The organism is Methylobacterium sp. 2A, assembly GCF_009806555.1.
Lineage (GTDB): Bacteria > Pseudomonadota > Alphaproteobacteria > Rhizobiales > Beijerinckiaceae > Methylobacterium.
Genome location: NZ_VUOK01000036.1, coordinates 58,727 through 77,253, shown reverse-complemented (window position 1 = coordinate 77,253; position 18,527 = coordinate 58,727). Strand labels below are relative to the sequence as shown.

Annotated in this window: 18 protein-coding genes; 8 read left to right on the top strand and 10 right to left on the bottom strand. The window is 70.9% G+C overall.

Features of this window, described 5'->3' with window-relative positions; all coding sequences use genetic code 11:
• Window positions 1-119 precede the first annotated feature (119 nt).
• From cdd to FVE89_RS18055, 5 genes are all read left to right on the top strand, one after another.
• On the top strand, window positions 120-545 hold the full coding sequence (cdd, locus tag FVE89_RS18075; RefSeq protein ID WP_160535350.1) for a cytidine deaminase: 426 nt from the start codon (window positions 120-122) through the stop codon (window positions 543-545).
• Window positions 538-1,356 (top strand): purine-nucleoside phosphorylase, encoded by an 819-nt coding sequence (locus tag FVE89_RS18070; RefSeq protein ID WP_160535349.1) that lies wholly within the window; start codon window positions 538-540, stop codon window positions 1,354-1,356. The genes cdd and FVE89_RS18070 overlap by 8 nt, the downstream gene beginning before the upstream one ends.
• Window positions 1,353-2,084: a deoxyribose-phosphate aldolase gene (deoC, locus tag FVE89_RS18065; RefSeq protein ID WP_160535347.1), complete on the top strand. Its 732-nt coding sequence runs from the start codon at window positions 1,353-1,355 to the stop codon at window positions 2,082-2,084. Before FVE89_RS18070 ends, deoC begins: the two co-directional genes overlap by 4 nt.
• Window positions 2,085-2,086: 2 nt before the next feature.
• The gene (gene deoA / locus FVE89_RS18060) at window positions 2,087-3,406 is read left to right on the top strand and encodes a thymidine phosphorylase (RefSeq protein WP_160535345.1); all 1,320 of its coding nucleotides are present in this window, start codon (window positions 2,087-2,089) and stop codon (window positions 3,404-3,406) included.
• Window positions 3,407-3,601: 195 nt separating this feature from the next.
• A complete protein-coding gene (locus FVE89_RS18055; protein WP_160535343.1) occupies window positions 3,602-4,669 on the top strand; it encodes a phytanoyl-CoA dioxygenase family protein in 1,068 nt (355 codons plus the stop codon).
• A 132-nt stretch (window positions 4,670-4,801) separates the two neighbouring features.
• On the opposite strand, the gene FVE89_RS18050 is transcribed toward FVE89_RS18055, so the two are convergent.
• The 4 genes from FVE89_RS18050 to dnaK form a co-directional block, all read right to left on the bottom strand.
• Window positions 4,802-5,116, bottom strand: a complete 315-nt coding sequence (locus tag FVE89_RS18050) for a hypothetical protein (RefSeq protein WP_160535341.1) — start codon at window positions 5,114-5,116, stop codon at window positions 4,802-4,804.
• 109 nt (window positions 5,117-5,225) lie between these two features.
• Window positions 5,226-5,864 carry a phospholipid methyltransferase gene (locus tag FVE89_RS18045; RefSeq protein ID WP_160535339.1) on the bottom strand — a complete coding sequence of 213 codons (639 nt, stop codon included), beginning with the start codon at window positions 5,862-5,864 and terminating at the stop codon, window positions 5,226-5,228.
• 240 nt (window positions 5,865-6,104) lie between these two features.
• Window positions 6,105-7,247 (bottom strand): molecular chaperone DnaJ, encoded by a 1,143-nt coding sequence (gene dnaJ, locus FVE89_RS18040; protein WP_160535337.1) that lies wholly within the window; start codon window positions 7,245-7,247, stop codon window positions 6,105-6,107.
• Window positions 7,248-7,472: 225 nt separating this feature from the next.
• Entirely contained in the window at window positions 7,473-9,389 is a 1,917-nt protein-coding gene (dnaK, locus tag FVE89_RS18035; protein ID WP_160535335.1) for a molecular chaperone DnaK, read from the bottom strand.
• Between the two features lie 393 nt (window positions 9,390-9,782).
• Between dnaK and FVE89_RS18030 the strand changes: the two genes are divergently transcribed.
• Entirely contained in the window at window positions 9,783-10,775 is a 993-nt protein-coding gene (locus tag FVE89_RS18030) for a hypothetical protein (RefSeq protein WP_160535334.1), read from the top strand.
• 16 nt (window positions 10,776-10,791) lie between these two features.
• On the opposite strand, the gene FVE89_RS18025 is transcribed toward FVE89_RS18030, so the two are convergent.
• Both FVE89_RS18025 and FVE89_RS18020 read right to left on the bottom strand, forming a co-directional pair.
• Complete coding sequence (locus tag FVE89_RS18025) at window positions 10,792-11,412, bottom strand: YqgE/AlgH family protein (protein ID WP_160535333.1); 621 nt, start codon at window positions 11,410-11,412, stop codon at window positions 10,792-10,794.
• Window positions 11,413-11,819: 407 nt separating this feature from the next.
• Window positions 11,820-12,014: a hypothetical protein gene (locus tag FVE89_RS18020; RefSeq protein WP_160535332.1), complete on the bottom strand. Its 195-nt coding sequence runs from the start codon at window positions 12,012-12,014 to the stop codon at window positions 11,820-11,822.
• A 305-nt stretch (window positions 12,015-12,319) separates the two neighbouring features.
• Between FVE89_RS18020 and FVE89_RS18015 the strand changes: the two genes are divergently transcribed.
• The gene (locus FVE89_RS18015; RefSeq protein ID WP_160535331.1) at window positions 12,320-12,799 is read left to right on the top strand and encodes a peroxiredoxin; all 480 of its coding nucleotides are present in this window, start codon (window positions 12,320-12,322) and stop codon (window positions 12,797-12,799) included.
• 24 nt (window positions 12,800-12,823) lie between these two features.
• On the opposite strand, the gene FVE89_RS18010 is transcribed toward FVE89_RS18015, so the two are convergent.
• Together FVE89_RS18010 and FVE89_RS18005 are read right to left on the bottom strand one after the other, a co-directional pair.
• On the bottom strand, window positions 12,824-13,573 hold the full coding sequence (locus FVE89_RS18010) for a restriction endonuclease (protein ID WP_160535330.1): 750 nt from the start codon (window positions 13,571-13,573) through the stop codon (window positions 12,824-12,826).
• A gap of 95 nt (window positions 13,574-13,668) precedes the next feature.
• Complete coding sequence (locus tag FVE89_RS18005) at window positions 13,669-14,082, bottom strand: MucR family transcriptional regulator (RefSeq protein WP_160535329.1); 414 nt, start codon at window positions 14,080-14,082, stop codon at window positions 13,669-13,671.
• Window positions 14,083-14,479: 397 nt separating this feature from the next.
• Between FVE89_RS18005 and FVE89_RS18000 the strand changes: the two genes are divergently transcribed.
• Window positions 14,480-17,170: a bifunctional acetate--CoA ligase family protein/GNAT family N-acetyltransferase gene (locus FVE89_RS18000; RefSeq protein WP_160535328.1), complete on the top strand. Its 2,691-nt coding sequence runs from the start codon at window positions 14,480-14,482 to the stop codon at window positions 17,168-17,170.
• Here the strand turns inward: FVE89_RS18000 and FVE89_RS17995 are convergent.
• Both FVE89_RS17995 and FVE89_RS17990 read right to left on the bottom strand, forming a co-directional pair.
• A complete protein-coding gene (locus tag FVE89_RS17995) occupies window positions 17,153-17,626 on the bottom strand; it encodes a hypothetical protein (RefSeq protein ID WP_160535327.1) in 474 nt (157 codons plus the stop codon). The genes FVE89_RS18000 and FVE89_RS17995 overlap by 18 nt on opposite strands.
• Window positions 17,627-18,469 carry an SDR family NAD(P)-dependent oxidoreductase gene (locus FVE89_RS17990; protein ID WP_160535326.1) on the bottom strand — a complete coding sequence of 281 codons (843 nt, stop codon included), beginning with the start codon at window positions 18,467-18,469 and terminating at the stop codon, window positions 17,627-17,629.
• Between the last annotated feature and the right edge of the window lie 58 nt (window positions 18,470-18,527).

The window sequence follows — 18,527 nt, the reverse complement described above, 5'->3', positions numbered from 1 at the left end:
GTACATAATCCGCGGCCACGCATTCATGAAGGCTGGGACAAGCCCCCATTGCGATGGCGTGCTCCGCGAGCCCGCCACGACCCTCGACAGGCCGCCCCGGCGGGTGCCAAAGATCGGCCATGCAGGCTTTGGATTCGGCACGGGCGGATGATCGGGTGGCCCTGCTGGCGGCTGCCCGGGCGGTGCGCGAGCGGGCGCACGCGCCCTATTCCCGCTTCCGGGTCGGGGCGGCGCTCCGGGACGAGCACGGCGCCATCCATGCCGGCTGCAACGTCGAGAATGCCGCCTATCCGGTCGGGACCTGCGCGGAGGCCGGGGCGATCGCCGCCATGGTGGCGGCCGGGGGGCGGCGCATCGCGGAAATCCTCGTCTGCGGCGAGGGCGCGGGCCTCGTGACACCCTGCGGCGCCTGCCGCCAGCGCATCCGGGAATTCGCGCGCGCGGACACGCCGATCCACGCCGCCACCCCGGACGGCATCGCGAAGAGCTTCACGCTCGCCGAGCTGCTGCCCGAATCCTTCGGGCCGGAGACGCTCGGTGAGTGAGGCGGCCGCCCTCGCTACCCTGCGCGCCGCCGGCTTCTCGGGGGACTACGCCTGCGCCCTCGTGACCGGCACCGGCCTCGGCGGGATCGCGGAGGGCCTGGAAGAGGCCGTCTCCATCCCGTATGCGGCGATTCCCGGCTTCCCGGGGGCGGGGGTCAGCGGCCATGCGGGCCGGCTCCATCGCGGAACCCTGGCGGGGCGACCCGTCCTGATCTTCGAGGGGCGGGCGCACGCCTACGAGCGGGGCAACCCGGCCGTGATGCGCCTGCCGCTCGCCTGCGCGCGACAAATCGGGGCGCGGCGCCTGCTGCTCACCAACGCCTCCGGCTCGCTGCGGCCGGAGACCGGCCCCGGAAGCCTCGTCCTGCTCGCCGACCACATCAACCTCTCCGGCCTCAACCCGCTGATCGGCGAGGCGAGCGACGCCCGCTTCGTCCCGATGACCGACGCCTACGAACCGGACCTGCGCGCGCGGCTGCACGCGGCGGCCGGGACCTGCGGCGTACCGCTCGGGGAGGGGGTCTACGCGTGGTTCTCCGGCCCGAGCTTCGAGACGCCCGCCGAGGTCCGGATGGCCGGCATCCTGGGGGCGGATCTCGTGGGCATGTCGACGGTCCCCGAGGTGATCCTGGCCCGCTTCCTCGGCCTGCCGGTGGCGGCCATCTCGGTGGTGACCAACCTCGCCGCCGGGATCGCCGGGGGCGCCCCGCACCATGCGGAGACCAAGGCGGTGGCGGCCCGGGCCGCGGAGGATCTCGGCCGCCTGATCCGGGCCTTCGTGGCCGATCTGCCCGACGGAGATGCGCCATGACCGATTCCGAGACCGGCGCGGTCGCCCGCCGGGCGCTGCCGCTCCTCGATCTCACCGACCTCGGCGAGACCTGCACCGAGACGAAGATCGACGCCCTGTGCCGGGACGCGAAGGCGGGTTCCGTCGCGGCGATCTGCGTCTGGCCGCGCTTCATCGAGCAGGGGGCCCGGGCGCTCGCCGGAACCGGGATCCGGGTCGCCAGTGTGATCAACTTCCCCGAAGGCGGCGCGGATTGCGCCCGGGCCACCGACGACACCGCCGAGGCCCTGCGCGACGGCGCCGACGAGATCGACCTCGTCCTGCCCTATCGCGCCCTGATGCGGGGCGAGGCGGCTTTGGCCCGCGACATGGTGGAGGCCGTGCGCGACGTCTGCGGCACCGCAACGCTCAAGGTGATCCTGGAGACGGGCGAACTCGGCGACCCGGAGACGATCCGGGCGGCGAGCCGCCTCGCCCTGGAGGCGGGCGCCGATTTCCTGAAGACCTCGACCGGCAAGAGCCCGGTCTCGGCGACCCCGGAAGCCGCCGAGGCGATGCTGACCGAGATCAAGGCGCGCAGCCGTCCCGCCGGCTTGAAGGTGTCGGGCGGCCTGCGCAGCGTCGCCGACGCCGCCACCTATCTGGCGCTCGCCGACCGGATCATGGGAGCAGACTGGGTGACGCCAAAAACCTTCCGCCTCGGGGCGAGCAGCCTGTTCGGCGCCCTGATGCAGGCCCGGGGGCTGTGAGCATGCGTCTCCCGCAGGAGATCATCCGGGCCAAGCGCGACGGCCTGCCGCTCGAACCGGAGGCGATCGGAGCCTTCATCGCGGGCCTGACGGACGGCACCGTGGGGGAGGGGCAGGCGGCGGCCTTCGCGATGGCGGTGTTCTTCCGCGGCCTCGCGCTGCCCGAGCGGGTGGCGCTCACCCGGGCCATGGCGGATTCGGGCACGGTGCTGAGCTGGGCACTGCCGGGGCCCGTGCTCGACAAGCACTCCACCGGCGGCATCGGCGATACGGTGAGCCTCGTGCTGGCCCCGATGGTGGCGGCCTGCGGCGGCTACGTGCCGATGATCTCAGGACGCGGCCTCGGCCATACCGGCGGCACGCTCGACAAGCTCGGCAGCATCCCGGGCTACGACGCGGCCCCGGGACTCGACACCTTCCGGCAGGTCGTGCGCCGCGTCGGCTGCGCGATCATCGGCCAGACCGCCGACCTCGCCCCGGCCGATCGGCGCCTCTACGCGATCCGCGACGTCACCGGGACGGTCGAGTCGCTGGACCTCATCACCGCGTCGATCCTGTCGAAAAAGCTCGCCGCGGGGCTCGACGGGCTGGTGATGGACGTCAAGCAGGGCTCCGGCGCCTTCATGGCGACCCTGCCCGAGGCGCGGGCGCTCGCCGAGAGCATCGTCACGGTGGCGGAGGGGGCGGGCCTGCGCACGACGGCCCTCATCACCGACATGGACGCGCCGCTGGCGAGTGCCGCCGGCAACGCCGTGGAGGTCGCGTACGCGATCGATTACCTGAAGGGCCTGCGCCGGGAGCCGCGCTTTCACGCGGTCACGCTGGCGCTCGCCGCCGAGATGCTCGTGGCGGGGGGCCTCGCCCGGCATGCGGCCGGCGCCGCCGAGCGGCTCGAAGCGGTCCTGGCCTCGGGCCGCGCGGCCGAGACTTTTGCGGAGATGGTGGCGGCGCTCGGTGGACCGGCCGATCTCCTCGACGAGCCCGAACGACATCTGCCCGCCGCGCCGGTGCGGCGGCCGGTCCATCTGGCCGGGACGGTGGCGGGCATCGCCACGCGGGCTATCGGCCTGGCGGTGATCGAGCTCGGCGGCGGGCGCACCCGACCGGAGGATGCCATCGATCCCCGGGTCGGCTTCACGGATCTTGCCGGTCCCGGTGATTCGAATGGTCTGCTCGGGATCGTCCACGCGGCTGACGAGGCCGCCGCGGATCGGGCAGAGGCGGCCCTGCGGGCGGCCTACCGGATGGGCGAGGCGCCGGCGGCGGAACGTCCGGCGATCCTCGACACCGTCGGTGTCGGCAGGCCGCCATCGGAGCGTTGACCCAACGCCTGACTTGACCGGCGCCGCTCGCCCCAGGCGCTATCCGCGCTGGTGCGGACCCGCCAGATGGGGCTTGTTAACCGTCCGTTAAGGGTCGAGTCGCGAGCTTGCTAACGATTTCGTGAACGCGTCGCACGCCTCGCGCTGACCCCGCGCCACGGAAGGGGTGACCTTGCCTGTCGGGCGGAGGATGTGATGGCTCGAACGTTCCGCCGCGTCGCGGACCTTGCGCGCACGTTGACGCGATCAAACCGGCCCCCCGCGCGCAATCGGAACGCGCCGCCCCCGCCTCCCCCGTTCGTGGTCGATGCCGACATCCCCGTCGATATCGGCTGCATCAAGGTTTTTCGGGCGGAAAATTTCCCGGAATCCGGTCCGAGCCCCTGGCTCGACCAGCCGGACGCGCAGGCGATCATCGACCGCCGCGTCGCGCGGCGGGAGATCACGCCCAGGCAGGCCGAGATCTGCCGGTTCTGGGAGGCGCACGGCTATTACGTGCTGCGCGGGGCCATCGATTCCGAGACGATCGACGAGACCTGGGGCGCCTACGAGGCGGCGATCGCCCGGGGCGACGTGACCCTCGCCCCCGAGAAGGCCGCCGAGGACGATCCGCATCCCGGCCGCTATCTCAACCCCCACCTGAAGGTCGAGGCGATCGACCGGCTCCTCAAGCACCCGGTGCTGGTCAACTTCAGCAGCCTGGTGCTGGGCCGCCCGGCAATCCCGTTCCAGACCATCGCGTCCCACAAGGGCAGCCAGCAGGCCGAGCATTCCGACTCGATCCATATGACGACCTACCCGGTCGGCTATCTCGCCGCCTGCTGGATCGCCATGGAGGACATCCATGCGGATTCCGGGCCGCTGGTCTACTATCCCGGGACGCACCGCCTGCCGTACCTGTTCAGCCACGATGTCGGCATCTCGCCGGAGGATTTTAAGCAGCGCGGCTACGGCGCCTATGTCGAGCACTACGAGCCGGCGATCCAGCAGGAGATCCGGGCGCACGGGGCGCAGCCGGAATACTTCACGGCCCGCAAGGGCGACGTGCTGTTCTGGCACGCGAACCTGCTGCACGGCGGCTCGGCCCGGGCGGACATCACGCGCTCCCGCAAGGCGCTCGTGCACCACTACTTCGCCGAGGGCTGCGTCTGCTACCACGACCTGTCGGCGACGACCTCGGCGGTCCACGGCCCGGTCGAGAGCCTGCCGACCTGCGGCGCGTCGAGTCCGGATATCAAGGTCCGGGAGCAGATTGCGCTGTAGGGCGTCGGGTCGAAGGCTTGCGCCTGGGACGGGACGCCTGAAGGATTCGCGCGTCTCCCTCCCCCGCAAAGGGGGAGGGAGGGGTCGGGTGCTGCGGGGGCCAGGATTTTTCCGACCGGCCGTCGTGTGACCTTACCAGCGGCCGTAGCCGTGGCGATGCCCCCAGCCGCCGTGATGATGGTGCCGCGGCCCGAAGCCGCGATGACCCCAGCCGTAATGATGCCCGCGCCCCCAGCCGTGATGGCGTGGGCCGAAGCCGCCATGGCCGCGCCAGCCGTGGTGACGGGGGCCGTAACCGTAGCCGTACTGGACGGTCACGACATCGCCGGCACCCCGATGCAACCCGGCGTCGATCCCGAGCGGCGCGGCCATCGCCGGCGCCGCGACGGCCAGTCCTCCGACCGCCAGAGCGGCGGCCAGACAGGTGCGTGCGGTCTTGGTGAACATCGGCGTCCTCCTGCTCCACGCCGACCGCGATGTCGCGACCGGCCGTGCCCCAGGTGTTACACCCGGCAGTTGACGCAAATGTGAGCCGTTCGCTCAGGCCGTGTTCAGCTCAGGGCCGGCGGTAGACCCAGACCCGCGCCGGCGGCAGGTTCAGCCAAACCCGATTGGACCGGTCGGTCGTGTAGCTGCCGGCTTCGCAGCGGGCCGGGATCGGCGGCACCACCGCGTAGGTGAACTGCACGAACGGCGCGCCCGGCTGCATCAGATCGTGCGCGGTGTTGAGCAGGTCGAGCCGCTGCTCCAGCGGCTTGGTGAACAGCGGCAGGCTCGAGATCGTGGCTGCGGCGGGCTGTGTCAGCACGTCCCGCAGGCTTGCCCGCATGTCGTAGGCATCGCCGCGGATCACCGTCACGCCGGGGAAGCGGCGGATCAGGAGGCTGCAGAAATCGGGGTTGAACTCCACCAGGATCAGCCGCTCGGGCGCGATGCCACGCCGGATCAGCGCCTCGGTGACCGGACCGGTGCCGGGGCCGAGCTCGACCACCGGGCCCTCGCGGCGCGGATCGACGTAGGACGCCATCGTGCGGGCGAGCATCTTGCCGGAGGGCGTCACCGCGCCGGTGACGAGCGGTCGCTCCAGCCAGGAGCGCAGGAACCGCGCCTCGTCCTCCAAGGGGTCGCGCCGCGGCCCGAAAATCGCGCTCCGGGTGGCAGGAGCCTTCGCGGTGGAACGGCGCAGCGGCGGCAAGTCCTGATTCCTTGATGCCGAATGAGAATGAATGGCTAGGGGAACGCGCTGTCTTACAGCCAAGCCACGGCGGCGCCTAGGGTAAGTGTGCCACGCTGGGGCCGCATGCATAACGGGCCGCCGGGGTTTCGGATCCGGCCCCGGAGCGCTCTCCACCGAAGTGGATACCGGTTCGGCGGAAGAGAGCGCGTCAAAACGAAGGCCTGGAGCCATGCCCCTCGCAGCGCGATAGGCATGGCGCTAGGGGCGGACCGCCCCCCCGAAGAAGTCCCGCACCTTCGAGAAGAAGCCCGCGGATTCCGGGTGATTCTCGGGCGAGGCCGACTGGTCGAACTCCTGCAGGAGTTCGCGCTGGCGCTTCGTCAGGTTCTGCGGGGTCTCGACGAAGACCTGGATGTAGAGGTCGCCGACCTCCCGCGAGCGGAGCACCGGCATGCCCTTGCCCTTGATGCGGAACTGCTTGGCGGTCTGCGTGCCCGCGGGGATGCGCACCTGGGTCTGCGAGCCGTCGATCACCGGCACGGTGATCTCGCCCGACAGCGCCGCGGTCACCATCGAGATCGGCACCCGGCAGAACAGGTCGGCGCCGTCGCGCTGGAAGAACTCGTGCTGCTTGATCGACAGGAAGACGTAGAGGTCTCCGGGCGGGCCGCCGCGCAGCCCGCTCTCGCCCTCGCCGGCGAGCCGGATCCGCAGCCCGTCATCGACGCCCGCTGGCACGTTGATCGAGAGCGTGCGCTCGCGGTTGACCCGGCCCGCGCCCTGGCAGGCGGTGCAGGGATCATCCACGATCTCGCCGCGGCCGTGGCAGTTCGGGCAGGTGCGCTCGATGGCGAAGAAGCCCTGCGCCGCCCGCACCCGACCGTAACCCGCGCAGGTCTGGCAGGTCCGGGGCTTCGAGCCCGGCTTGGCGCCGGAGCCGTCGCAGGCCTCGCAGGTCACCGAGGTCGGGATCCGGATGGTCTCGGCCTTGCCGTTGAAGGCCTCCTCCAGGGTGATTTCCAGGTTGTAGCGCAGGTCGGCCCCGCGCTCGCGGCCCGGCGCGCCGCCGCGTCCGCGGGCGCCGCCGGCGCCGCGGCCGTCACCGAAGAAGTTGTCGAAGATGTCCGACATGAAGTCGCCGAACTCGTTGCCGAATCCGGGGCCGCCCCCGCCCTGGCTGAAGGCCGCGTGGCCGAACCGGTCGTAGGCGGCACGCTTCTGACCGTCGGAGAGGCACTGGTAGGCCTCATTGATTTCCTTGAACTTGATCTCGGCGTCCTTGTCGCCGGGATTGCGGTCGGGATGATAGGTCATCGCGAGCTTGCGGAAGGCGACCTTCAGCTCGCTTTCCGTGGCGGTCTTGGTGACCCCCAGGATCTCGTAATAGTCCCGCTTCGACATCCGACCCCGTCTCCGGACAATCCGACCCGCGCGTCATCGGGGTTTCCAAAGGGCTCAGCCCTTTAGGTGGGGTGTCGGGGTGAAATCCCGACGCCTCGGGCGTTGCCCGACGGCAGGGCTCTGCCCTGCACCCGCGAAAGGGACTTGTCCCTTTCGAAACCCGTGACCGCGCGACAGCGAACGAGGCCGGATCGCTCCGGCCCCGTTCCCGAACCACGCGTGCCCTTATGCGCGCTTCTTCTGGTCCTTGTCGTCGACTTCCTGGAAGTCGGCGTCGATGACGTCGTCCTTCTTCTCGGCGGCATGCGCCTCGGCTCCGGCCTCGGGACCCGCCGCCTGGTTGGCGGCGTACATCGCCTCGCCGAGCTTCATCGATGCCTGCATCAGGTCCGTCGTGCGGGCCTTGATGGTCTCGGCGTCGTCACCCTCCAGCGCGGTCTTGAGCGCGGTGATCGCGGTCTCGATGGCGCCCTTGTCGGAGGCCGGGACCTTGTCGCCGTACTCGGTCACCGACTTCTCGGTGGCGTGGATCAGGCTCTCGCCCTGGTTCTTCACCTCGACCAGCTCGCGCCGCTTCTTGTCCGCCTCGGCATTCGCCTCGGCGTCCTTGACCATGCGCTCGATATCGGCGTCCGAGAGGCCGCCCGAGGCCTGGATGCGGATCTGGTGCTCCTTGTTGGTCGCCTTGTCCTTGGCGGTCACGTTCACGATGCCGTTGGCATCGATGTCGAAGGTCACCTCGATCTGCGGCATGCCGCGCGGGGCCGGCGGGATGCCGACGAGGTCGAACTGGCCGAGCAGCTTGTTGTCGGCCGCCATCTCGCGCTCGCCCTGGAAGACCCGGATCGTGACGGCGTTCTGGTTGTCCTCGGCCGTCGAGAAGGTCTGGGACTTCTTGGTCGGGATCGTGGTGTTGCGGTCGATGAGCCGGGTGAACACGCCGCCCAGGGTCTCGATGCCGAGCGACAGCGGGGTCACGTCGAGGAGCAGCACGTCCTTGACGTCGCCCTGGAGCACGCCCGCCTGCACGGCGGCGCCGATCGCCACGACCTCGTCGGGGTTCACGCCCTTATGCGGCTCCTTGCCGAAGAAGGACTTCACCACCTCCTGGATCTTGGGCATGCGGGTCATGCCGCCGACCAGCACCACCTCGTCGATCTCGGAGGCCGAGACGCCGGCATCCTTGAGCGCCTTGCGGCAGGGCTCGATCGTCCGCTGCACCAGATCGTCGACGAGCGACTCGAACTTGGCCCGGCTGAGCTTCAGCGCGAGGTGCTTCGGGCCGGTCTGGTCGGCGGTGATGTAGGGCAGGTTGATCTCGGTCTGGGTCGCCGAGGACAGCTCGATCTTGGCCTTCTCGGCGGCCTCCTTGAGGCGCTGGAGGGCGAGCTTGTCCTTGGTCAGGTCGATGCCCTGCTCCTTCTTGAACTCGGAGGTCAGGTACTCGACGACCCGGTTGTCGAAATCCTCGCCGCCCAGGAAGGTGTCGCCGTTCGTGGACTTCACCTCGAACACGCCGTCGCCGATCTCGAGGATCGACACGTCGAAGGTGCCGCCGCCGAGGTCGTAGACCGCGATCGTGCCGGACTTCTTCTTGTCGAGGCCGTAGGCAAGCGCCGCCGCGGTCGGCTCGTTGATGATGCGCAGCACCTCAAGGCCCGCGATCTTGCCGGCGTCCTTGGTGGCCTGACGCTGGGCGTCGTTGAAGTAGGCGGGGACGGTGATGACGGCCTGCGTCACGGGCTGGCCGAGATGGGCCTCCGCGGTCTCCTTCATCTTCTGCAGCGTGAAGGCGGAGATCTGCGAGGGCGAATACTTCTTGCCGTCCGCCTCGACCCAGGCGTCGCCGTTGTCGCCGCGGGCGATCTTGTAGGGGACGAGGCCCTTGTCCTTCTGGGTCAGCGGATCGTCGTAGGTGCGGCCGATCAGCCGCTTGATGGCGAAGAACGTGCGCTCGGGATTCGTGACCGCCTGGCGCTTGGCCGGCTGGCCGACGAGCCGCTCGCCGTCATCCGTGAAGGCAACGATGGACGGCGTGGTGCGGGCGCCTTCCGAATTCTCGATGACCTTGGGCTGCGTGCCTTCCATCACGGCCACGCAGGAATTGGTGGTGCCGAGGTCGATACCGATAACTTTACCCATGGTGGGATCCCTCTTTGTGTCGCGTTCAAGCAGACCGCCGAGCCCCGAAGCAGCTCGGCCCATGGCGGTGTACGGGGGTGATGTGAGTATGGGACCCGGGCCGGATCAAGGGCCGTGAACGGCTGAAATCCAGCGCGCAATCCCGCGTCGAGGGCGATATAAGAAGCCCGCCACGGGCTCGCAAGGCGAAGTCTGCCTGTCGGCGCCGACCACGCGCTTCCACGCTAACGCATTCGACGGCCTCGATAATCCTTCCGTGATCCGCGGATGCGCCGGATGGCGTGGTTGCATTTTGTTGCTTCGCTGCCACGTCGGCGCCATCGACGGCGTGTTAACACTTCGACAAGGGGTTGCGCGTGGCCCCGCCAATTCGTGTCCCCGTCGTAGAGCCCGATGCGCCCGACCCGCAGCCTCCTGCTCCCCGTCCTGGCGCTCGCCGTCGCGGCTCCCGCCCTGCTCGCGGCCCCGCCGGCGCGGGCGCAGAACTTCTTCGAGCGCCTGTTCGGCATCAGGCCCGAGCGGCCGCCGGTGCCGCCCCGGGGCCTGCCCGAGGCGCCCCCGGCCCCGCCGCCGGGGGCTCCCGGAGAGCCGGGCCAGCCGGCGGCCCCCGAGGCGCCCCGGGCGCCGCCGGCCCCCGCCCGTCCGGTGGTGCTCAAGGCACCCTCGGAGGAGGGCGTGATCGGGCAGGATCTGCAGCTCAACGGAACCTCGGGGTCCCTGAAGCTCGAACGGTCGGGCAACGCCGTCACGGCCCGGATCACCCTGCCGGGGACCAAGATCTCGCAGCCGACGGAATCCTGCACGGTGCCGCTCGGCGGGGGCAATCCCGTCACGCTGAGTTCCGAGGGCAAGCCCGACGGGGTGCCGCGCTACGAGGCGGCCGGGGCGGAATGCCCGCTGCGCCTCGACGTGGCCGAGGGCGGCGTCCTGGTCTCGACGCTGGGCTCAGGGCCGGTCTGCACCTTCTCGGCCGCGGATTGCGCGACGACTCCGATCGGCCTGTGGGGCCCGGCCCCCGCCGCGCTGATCCCGCGGGCCGGCGAGTTCGACACGGCGCGCGGCGTGGCCGACAAGGCGGTGCGCGACAATTACAAGCTCATGACCCAGCGCGCCCGGCGCGAGGACGTGCGGCCGATCGTGACCGAGCAGGCGGCCTTCTCGTCGGACCGGGAGCAGTTCTGCCGCGGCTACGCCCGCGAGGGCACGCACGGCTTCTGCCACCTGCGCTTCAGCGAGAACCGGGCGCTCGCCCTGGCGACCCGGCTCGGCGCCAACACGGCGGTGCCGACCGCGGCGGTGGCCCCGCGCAGCCGGCCCCGGTCCAGGCCGGCGGTGGAGGGCATGAACCCCGACGCGGCCGGCGGCGGCGACGCCGTTCCGGAGTAACCGCCGGCCGAGCCGGTCAGGCCCGGCCGGCCGTCGTGGACAGCATGGCGGGATCGATGCCGTTGGCCCGGAGCGCCCGCTCGTACTTGGCGTCGAGGTCGGTGTTGAAGATCAGCTCGGGGTCGGCCGGGCAGTTGAGCCAGCCATTGGCCATGATCTCGCTCTCGAGCTGGCCCGCCTGCCAGCCGGCGTAACCCAGGGCCAGCACGGCGCTCGCGGGGCCCTCGCCGCTGGCGATGGCGCGCAGGATCTCGACGGTGGCGGTCAGGCAGATGCCGTCGTCGATGATCAGCGTCGATTGCTGGATGTGGAAGTCGTCGGTGTGGAGCACGAAGCCGCGCCGGCCCTCCACCGGCCCGCCCATCAGCACCGGCATGTGCCCGACCCGCTCGCGCAGGCGAATCGCATCCGCCTCGGGGGCGACGTCGAGCTGGACCAGCAGGTCCGGCATGCTGATGTCGGTGGCCGCCTTGTTGACGATGATGCCCATCGCCCCGTCGGCGGAATGGGCGCAGACATAGATCACCGAGCGGGCGAAGCGCTCGTCGACCATGCCGGGCATCGCCACGAGGAACTGCCCGTCGAGGAAGTCGGGGCCGGAGAGCGCGGAGCGCGTGGGCGACGCTGGCTTCTGCATGTGCCCATGCTACGCGCCGCCCCCGGCTTGTCCAGCGGACAAAGCGCGCGTCCTCCCGGCCCGGCGGAACCGGGAAGCCCCTGTCGACTCTGCGGACGGGCGGCTCCAGTATGTGCCTGCCCGCGCGTTGAGCCGTCCGCCGGCCTGAACCGGCGAACACTGAAGGAGCCATGCCGATGGGAGATGCCGCCACGCCGGCCGCCTTCGACATCGAGGCGCAGCGCGCCCAGATCCAGCGGGCGCAGGAGGAGACGAACAAGTTCGTCGCCGAGCAGCACAAACTGATCGCCGACGCGGCCAAGCTAGCCGCTGAGCAGCTCAAGATGTCGGCTGAGGCCGCAAGGCGCCGAAGCCGACGATCAGGGCGCCGACCGGGAAAGCGGCTACGGTCGCAAGCTGGGGCCAAGTCATCGAATCCTCCGGAGGAGATAGCTCGCTCCGAGATGTGGGCCGAAGCTGGCTAGGAGGCAAAGAAACAGCTTCACGACGAACAGCCCGATCTCCAGATCGCTCATCGTTTCGAAGTGATTTTGCGCGCTCGGCGACAAGCCGCCGATGGCGATCGCTGCGATCGCGACGCCGTTCATGTAGGGCGCGGACAATTTTGTTCGCTCGTTGTGAACGGCTTTCAGCCGGTCGGCCTCGGCTTTGTCCTCAACTGAATCGTGAATCGCTCACGCCGTCCACTCCAAAAATCGGGACCCGGCGCCTGTGCCATGCCCGAAAACAAGCGCCGAGCCGATCGTCTCAAGCGTTTTTCGTACGGTCTGGCCGAGGGCGGCTGCCGCGAAGCATAGAGCGGTCTCGGACGTATCAGGCGCGTCGGAAGACCGATTGCTCGACAGGCCCGGCCGACCACGCTAGGTCAGGCGCGCGAACGCATCTGCGCAGCAACGAGGGACCCGCGATGATCCAGGTCGGCGACCATCTGCCCCAGGCCACGTTCCGGGTGAACAGCCCGGAGGGCCCGATCGCCCGCACCACCGACGATGTGTTCAAGGGCCGCCGCGTGGTGCTGATCGGCGTCCCGGGCGCCTTCACGCCGAGCTGCCACCGCAACCACCTGCCGGGCTTCGTCACCCACAAGGACGAGATTCTCGGTCGCGGCGTCGATGCCATCGCGGTCACGAGCGTCAACGACGTGTTCGTGCTCGATGCGTGGGCGAAGGCGAGCGGCGCCGAGGGGCTGGAGTTCCTGGCCGACGGCAACGCCGATTTCGCCAAGGCGATCGGCCTGGAGATGGACGGCACCGGCTTCGGCCTCGGGATGCGTTCGAAGCGCTACTCCATGCTGGTCGAGGACGGGGTCGTGAAGATCCTGAACGTCGAGGAGACGCCCTCGAAGGCCGAGGCTTCGGGGGCCGAGGCGCTGCTCAAGGTGCTCTGAGCGCGGTTGCCCGGCGAACCGGCCTCACGCCTGCGCGAGGTCGATGGCGTCGAGCCCGTCATGGTGCAGCAGGAGCACGCCGGTCGCCGCCGCGAGCCGGCGGGCGGCCGGCGTGAAACCGGCATTCGACACCACCGCGGCGCGGTCGCCCGCCCAGTAGCGTTGGGCCGCGGCCGCCTCCTGCACCGCGGCGTTGCCCACGGGCTTGGTCAGGCGCTTGCACTGCACGACGAGGCGCAGGCCGTCGCGATCCGCCACGATGTCGGCGCCCTGATCGCCGCTCGCCGGGGTCCGGTGCGCCCGCCAGCCCGCCCGGGCGAGGCGCTCGGCGCAGTAGCGCTCGTAGTCGAGCCCGTCCTCCGGGGCGTCCTCCTCCTCGGGCAGGTCGACCGCAGCCGCCTCGGCCTCGACGATCGCCAGCATCCGGTCCCGCTCGGTTATCGCCAGATCGGCGTCGCGCGGGCCGATCTGAGGCAGCACCGTGCGGTCGAGGAAGTAGTCGCGCTCGCGCAGCCAGCCGTCCTCGATCCAGTTGCCGTAGGCGTCGCGAAAACTCTCCTGCCGCCGCCGCAGGGCCAGCGTCTCCCCGTGCGCCCGGGCGATGCGGCGCACCCGGGCGCGGAACCGGCGCGGCCGTCCGAGATGGCGCAGCCACACGCACAGCAGCGCGAACCCCGTGGCCGCCAGGGCGGGCGGACCGTACCAGAGCGCGAGCGGGCCGCCGATCACGGCCGTCCAGAACAGGCGGGCGACGGGGCTGGGCTTGCCGGGCATCGGGTCTCGGGGGCGTGGACGCGTTCCGAACCCTCGCAAGCGCCCCTTGCCCGATACCTAACCGGCGCCGGAAACCTGTGGACCGGGGCGCGCCCTCACCCCTTCCGGCGCTGGTGGCCGAGGCCCATGCTCTTGGCGAGGCTCGACCGGGCCGCGGCGTAGTTCGGCGCGACCATCGGATAATCGGGGGGCAGCCCCCATTTCTGGCGGTATTCGTCCGGGGTCAAATTGTAGTGCGTGCGCAGGTGGCGCTTGAGGGATTTGAACTTCTTCCCGTCCTCCAGGCAGACGATGTAGTCGGGCTGGACCGAGCGCCGGACCGAGACGGCGGGCCGCAGGTCCTCGGCCGGCGCGGACGCGGGCCGGCTGAGTTCGTGCAGGGTTGCGTGAACCTTGGCGATCAGTCCGGGCAGCTCCGGTGGGGGGACCGGATTGTTGCTCACGAAGGCCGACACGATGTCGACCGAGAGCGTGAGAAAATCCGGTTGCCCTTCGACCGTGGAATCCATTCCCTTGAACCTCCTGGCGATTCCGGGCTCGCGCCATCACGCGGCAGGATAATCGGAATCTGTTTCCGGCTCGCCTGATACAGGCGACTGGGGCGCAGTTACTATTGTGATAGGACTTTCATGGCAAGAACAAATTACATGTGGTCATAACGGCGGTCTTGAAGTCGATAAAGCGTGCCGGATATTTGATCTGCTCGGAGCCCGCAGGGCCTCCGGGTTCCAGGTGATCGCATGGGGACGATTGAGCGTTGCCCGGGCGGCCGGCTGCGCCATGTGGTCGGGCCTGTGGTAGAACGGTGGTCGCCCGGGATTGCGCCCGATCCCGACGTGAGCGAGGGACACCCCATGCACGCCGGCTCGACTGGCCCGCGGGACCCGATCCCATGATGGCGACTCCGTGAGCACCTACCGGTTCGACAAGCTGCTGGCGCCCCGCGCGATCGCCCTGGTCGGGTCCGTGGCGCGCGCGGGTTCGGTGGCGCGCAGCGTTCTGGACAGCCTGCGGGCTTCGGGCTTCCCCGGTGCGATCCTGCCCGTCCAGCCCGACCACGCGGAGGTGGACGGCCTGCCGTGCGTCCCGCAGATCGCGGATCTGCCAACCGCCCCCGACCTCGTCCTGATCGCGGTTCCGCCGCCGCGGGTGCCCGAGGTCGTCGCGCAGGCGGCCGCGGCCGGGGCGGGCGCGGCCGTGATCCTGACCGCCCGGCTCGGCTCCGCGCCGGACGATCCGGGGCCGACCGCGCACCGGATCGCCCGCGCGCACGGCCTGCGCCTGCTCGGGCCCGACAGCGCCGGCCTCGCCGTGCCGGCGGCCAAGCTCAATGCCAGCCTGTTCGCCCACGCGCCTGCCGCGGGGGATCTCGCCCTCGTCTCGCAATCCGGCACGGTCGCGGCCGCCATCGTCGAGTGGGGGGCCCGCCACGGGACGGGGTTCTCGGCGGTGCTCTCGCTCGGCAGCGTGCTCGATATCGGCGTGGCCGATTGTCTCGACCATTTCGCCGCCGATTACCGCACCCGCGCGATCCTGCTGTGCCTCGACCGGGTCGCGGATGCCCGGCGGTTCATGTCGGCCGCCCGCGCGGCCGCCCGCGCCAAGCCCGTGGTGGTCCTGCGCGCCGGGCGGCACCGGCCCGACACCCGCGCCCGCGAGACCCATACGGGGGCTTTGGCCCGGCCCGACGCGGTCTACGCCGCGGCCTTCCGGCGGGCCGGCCTGCTGGCGGTGCAGGATCTCGACGAGATGTTGTCCGCCGTCGAGACGCTGGGGCGCCAGCGCCCGTTCCCCGGCGACCGGCTGGCGATCCTGTCGAACGGCCGCGGCATCGGCCTGCTGGCCGCCGACCGGCTGATCGAGCGCGCGGGCACCATGGCCGAAGCCGCCGAGATCGAGGGGCACCCGGCCGGCAACCCCCTCGATCTCGGCATCGACGCGGCCGGCCCGGCCTTCGCGGCCGCCCTGGAGCCGATCCTCACGGACCGCATCAGCGACGCCGTGCTGGCGATCCACGTGCCCACCGTGCGGTCGGACGCCGGGGAGGTCGCCAACGCGATCGCCGACACGGTCAAGCGCGTCCGCGCCGGTCAGACGCGCAAGAAGCCGCTCTTCGCCGTCTCCCTGGGGGATGCCGAGGCGGCGCGGGAGGCCTTCGCGCGCGCGGGCCTGCCGCATTTCGCCACCGATTCCGAGGCGATCGAAGGCTTCCTGCACCTCGTGCGCTACCGCGAGGCGCAGGACGACCTGATGCGCACGCCGGACTCGCTGCCGCGCGACTTCTCCCCCGACACGGCCCGCGCCCGCTCGATCATCGCGGGCGCCCTGCGCCAGGGGGCGGCATGGCTCGATCCGATCGCGGTGAACGGCCTCCTCGAGGCCTACGGGATCCCGACCGTGCCGATCACGCTGGTCCCCGACAAGGACGCGGCGGCAGCGGCCGCCTGGCCGATCATCGCGGCGGGGGGAACGGTGGCGCTCAAGGTCGTCTCCCCCGACATCGTGCACAAATCCGATATCGGCGGGGTCCATCTCGATCTCACCAGCGAAGCCGATGTCCGCGAGGCCGCGCGCAGCATCCTGATTCGGGCGCGGCGCGAGCGGCCGGATGCGCGCGTCACCGGTTTCGCGGTGCAGCCCATGGTGCGCCGGGGCCAGCGCCGGGAGCTGATCGCGGGCCTCGCGGAGGATTCCGTGTTCGGCCCGGTGGTGGTGTTCGGGCGCGGCGGCACGGCGGTCGAGGTGATCGACGACCGGGCGCTCGGCCTGCCGCCGCTCGACCTGACCCTCGCCCGCGACCTGATCGGCCGGACCCGGGTCGCCCGGCGGCTCGAAGGCTACCGGGACGTGCCCGCCGCCGACCAGCCGGCCATCGCGCTGACGCTGGTGAAACTGTCCCAACTCGCCGCCGACCTGCCGCAGGTGCGCGAACTCGACATCAATCCGCTGCTCGCCGACGAGACCGGCGTGCTCGCCCTCGACGCCCGGGTGCGGATCGGGCGCTCGGAGCGGGGACGGCACGGGCGCGGCCATCCGCGCTTCGCGATCCGGCCCTACCCGGCGGAATGGGTGAGGACGCTCAACCTGAAGAACCGCACGATCCGCGTGCGGCCCGTGCGCCCGGAGGACGAGGGCCTGTTCCTCAGCTTCTTCCAGGGGCTCGACCCGGAGGATCTGCGCCTGCGCTTCTTCGGGCCGGTGCGCGCCTTCAGCCACGCCTTCCTGGCCCGCCTGACGCAACTCGACTACGCCCGCGCCATCGCGTTCGTGGCCACCGAGGTGGATGCGGGAGGAGCCGAGCGCATGCTCGGCGCCGTCCGTCTCCACGCCGACGCCAACCACGAGAGCGGCGAATACGCCATCGCGGTGGGGCGCGATGCGCGGGGCACCGGACTCGCCTTCGCGTTGATGCGCCTGATGATCGACTGGGCGCGCTCCGAGGGGATCGGCCGGGTCGAAGGCTCGGTGCTGGCCGAGAACCGGCCGATGCTGGCGGTCTGCCGGCGCCTCGGCTTCACGCAGGGGCGCGATCCGGAGGATCCGGGCCTGATGAAGGTGCAGCTGCCGCTGGCGGGTGGATCACCGGCCGGGGGGTAGGCCGGCGCGCCGTCTTCGCGCGTGTCGCGTCGTCGGGTCCGGTCGGAACCGCGGCTTGCCGGCCGCCCAGGCGTGGGGATCGATCCGGTCGCGCACGGTAAGAAGGAAGCGCAGGAACGCGTCCGGGTCGGTCCACACGCTCCGCATCGTGTCGCCTTCCGTCTCCCGCCAGATCGCCTGCGCCTCCGCGAAGGTCACGGTGCCGTCCGTCAGTTCGGTGATGAACGCCGCGACGAGGCGATGCTCCGCCTTCTGCAGCCGTGCGAGCGCGGCTTCAAAAATCGCCCGACCATCATCCCCGACCTGCCCCATGGCCGGCCTGAGACCGGCATCCGCGAAATAGGCCTGCCAGTGCAGGGCGTTGCCGAAGCGGATGAAGGCCGCCCGCGCCGTCGTGGCCGGCGGCCCGAAGATGGGCTCCTTGACACGCGCCGGCGGGCGCGGCCGCCGGGCCATTCACCCCTCCATGTGCTGCTTGAACGCCTCGGCATGATCCGGATGCCAGCGCGAGAGCGCCGGCCGGTTCTCGATGATATCGCCCGCCGCCCAGGCGATCCGCTTTTCGTCCTGCGCCCGGGTGGTCTCGTTGTCCGGGCAGAGGATGTAGAAATCGCCCGCCGCCAGCCGCTCCAGCAGGAACGACACGGTCTCCTCCGGCGTCCAGGCGCCGGCCGGCTTCTCGGCGACGCCGCGAGCCCTGGTCAGCCCCGTATAGACGAAGCCCGGGATCAGCAGATGCGCGGTGGTCCGGCAGCCCTCGCGGTTGCGCAGCTCGTGGGCCAGCGCCTCGGTGACCGCCTTCACCCCCGCCTTCGAGACGTTGTAGGGCGCGTTGCCGGGCGGCGTGGTGATGCCCTGCTTCGAGCCGGTGACGATCACGGCCCCGGGCTTGCCCCCCTCGATCATGCCGGGCGCGAAGGCGTGGATGCCGTTGACCACGCCCCAGAGGTTGGTGCCCAGAATCCGCGTCCAGGTCTCGGCGTCGGAGAACAGTTTTCCGCCGGCCTCGATCCCGGCATTCAGCATGACGATGGCGGGCGGCCCGCCCCGCGCGACGGCGCCCGCCAGGGCCTCCACGGCGCCCCGGTCGGAGACGTCGGTCGGCACCGCGCGGACCTCGACGGCGGCGAGTCCGGCCACGGCGGCGCGAGTGGCGTCGAGGGCCGGTCCGGGCAGGTCGGCGAGCCAGACATTCATGCCCGCCCGCGCGAAGGCCTGCGCGGCGGCGAGCCCGATGCCGCTCGCGGCCCCCGTGACGACGGCGCTGCGGCCGGGGCTGATGGCGGGATGCTGGCTCATGGGAAATCCTCGGCTGGATGGCGCCCTTCAGATGGGGCGAGCCCCGGATGAAGGCGAG

Excerpts from the sequence above, each read along its gene's own strand:
- cdd (WP_160535350.1), top strand. The coding sequence starts at position 120 with ATGCAGGCTTTGGATTCGGCACGGGCGGATGATCGGGTGGCCCTGCTG.
- deoC (WP_160535347.1), top strand. The coding sequence starts at position 1,353 with ATGACCGATTCCGAGACCGGCGCGGTCGCCCGCCGGGCGCTGCCGCTC.
- deoA (WP_160535345.1), top strand. The coding sequence starts at position 2,087 with ATGCGTCTCCCGCAGGAGATCATCCGGGCCAAGCGCGACGGCCTGCCG.
- FVE89_RS18055 (WP_160535343.1), top strand. The coding sequence starts at position 3,602 with ATGGCTCGAACGTTCCGCCGCGTCGCGGACCTTGCGCGCACGTTGACG.
- FVE89_RS18050 (WP_160535341.1), bottom strand. The coding sequence starts at position 5,116 with ATGTTCACCAAGACCGCACGCACCTGTCTGGCCGCCGCTCTGGCGGTC.
- dnaJ (WP_160535337.1), bottom strand. The coding sequence starts at position 7,247 with ATGTCGAAGCGGGACTATTACGAGATCCTGGGGGTCACCAAGACCGCC.
- dnaK (WP_160535335.1), bottom strand. The coding sequence starts at position 9,389 with ATGGGTAAAGTTATCGGTATCGACCTCGGCACCACCAATTCCTGCGTG.
- FVE89_RS18030 (WP_160535334.1), top strand. The coding sequence starts at position 9,783 with ATGCGCCCGACCCGCAGCCTCCTGCTCCCCGTCCTGGCGCTCGCCGTC.
- FVE89_RS18025 (WP_160535333.1), bottom strand. The coding sequence starts at position 11,412 with ATGCAGAAGCCAGCGTCGCCCACGCGCTCCGCGCTCTCCGGCCCCGAC.
- FVE89_RS18015 (WP_160535331.1), top strand. The coding sequence starts at position 12,320 with ATGATCCAGGTCGGCGACCATCTGCCCCAGGCCACGTTCCGGGTGAAC.
- FVE89_RS18010 (WP_160535330.1), bottom strand. The coding sequence starts at position 13,573 with ATGCCCGGCAAGCCCAGCCCCGTCGCCCGCCTGTTCTGGACGGCCGTG.
- FVE89_RS18005 (WP_160535329.1), bottom strand. The coding sequence starts at position 14,082 with ATGGATTCCACGGTCGAAGGGCAACCGGATTTTCTCACGCTCTCGGTC.
- FVE89_RS17995 (WP_160535327.1), bottom strand. The coding sequence starts at position 17,626 with ATGGCCCGGCGGCCGCGCCCGCCGGCGCGTGTCAAGGAGCCCATCTTC.
- FVE89_RS17990 (WP_160535326.1), bottom strand. The coding sequence starts at position 18,469 with ATGAGCCAGCATCCCGCCATCAGCCCCGGCCGCAGCGCCGTCGTCACG.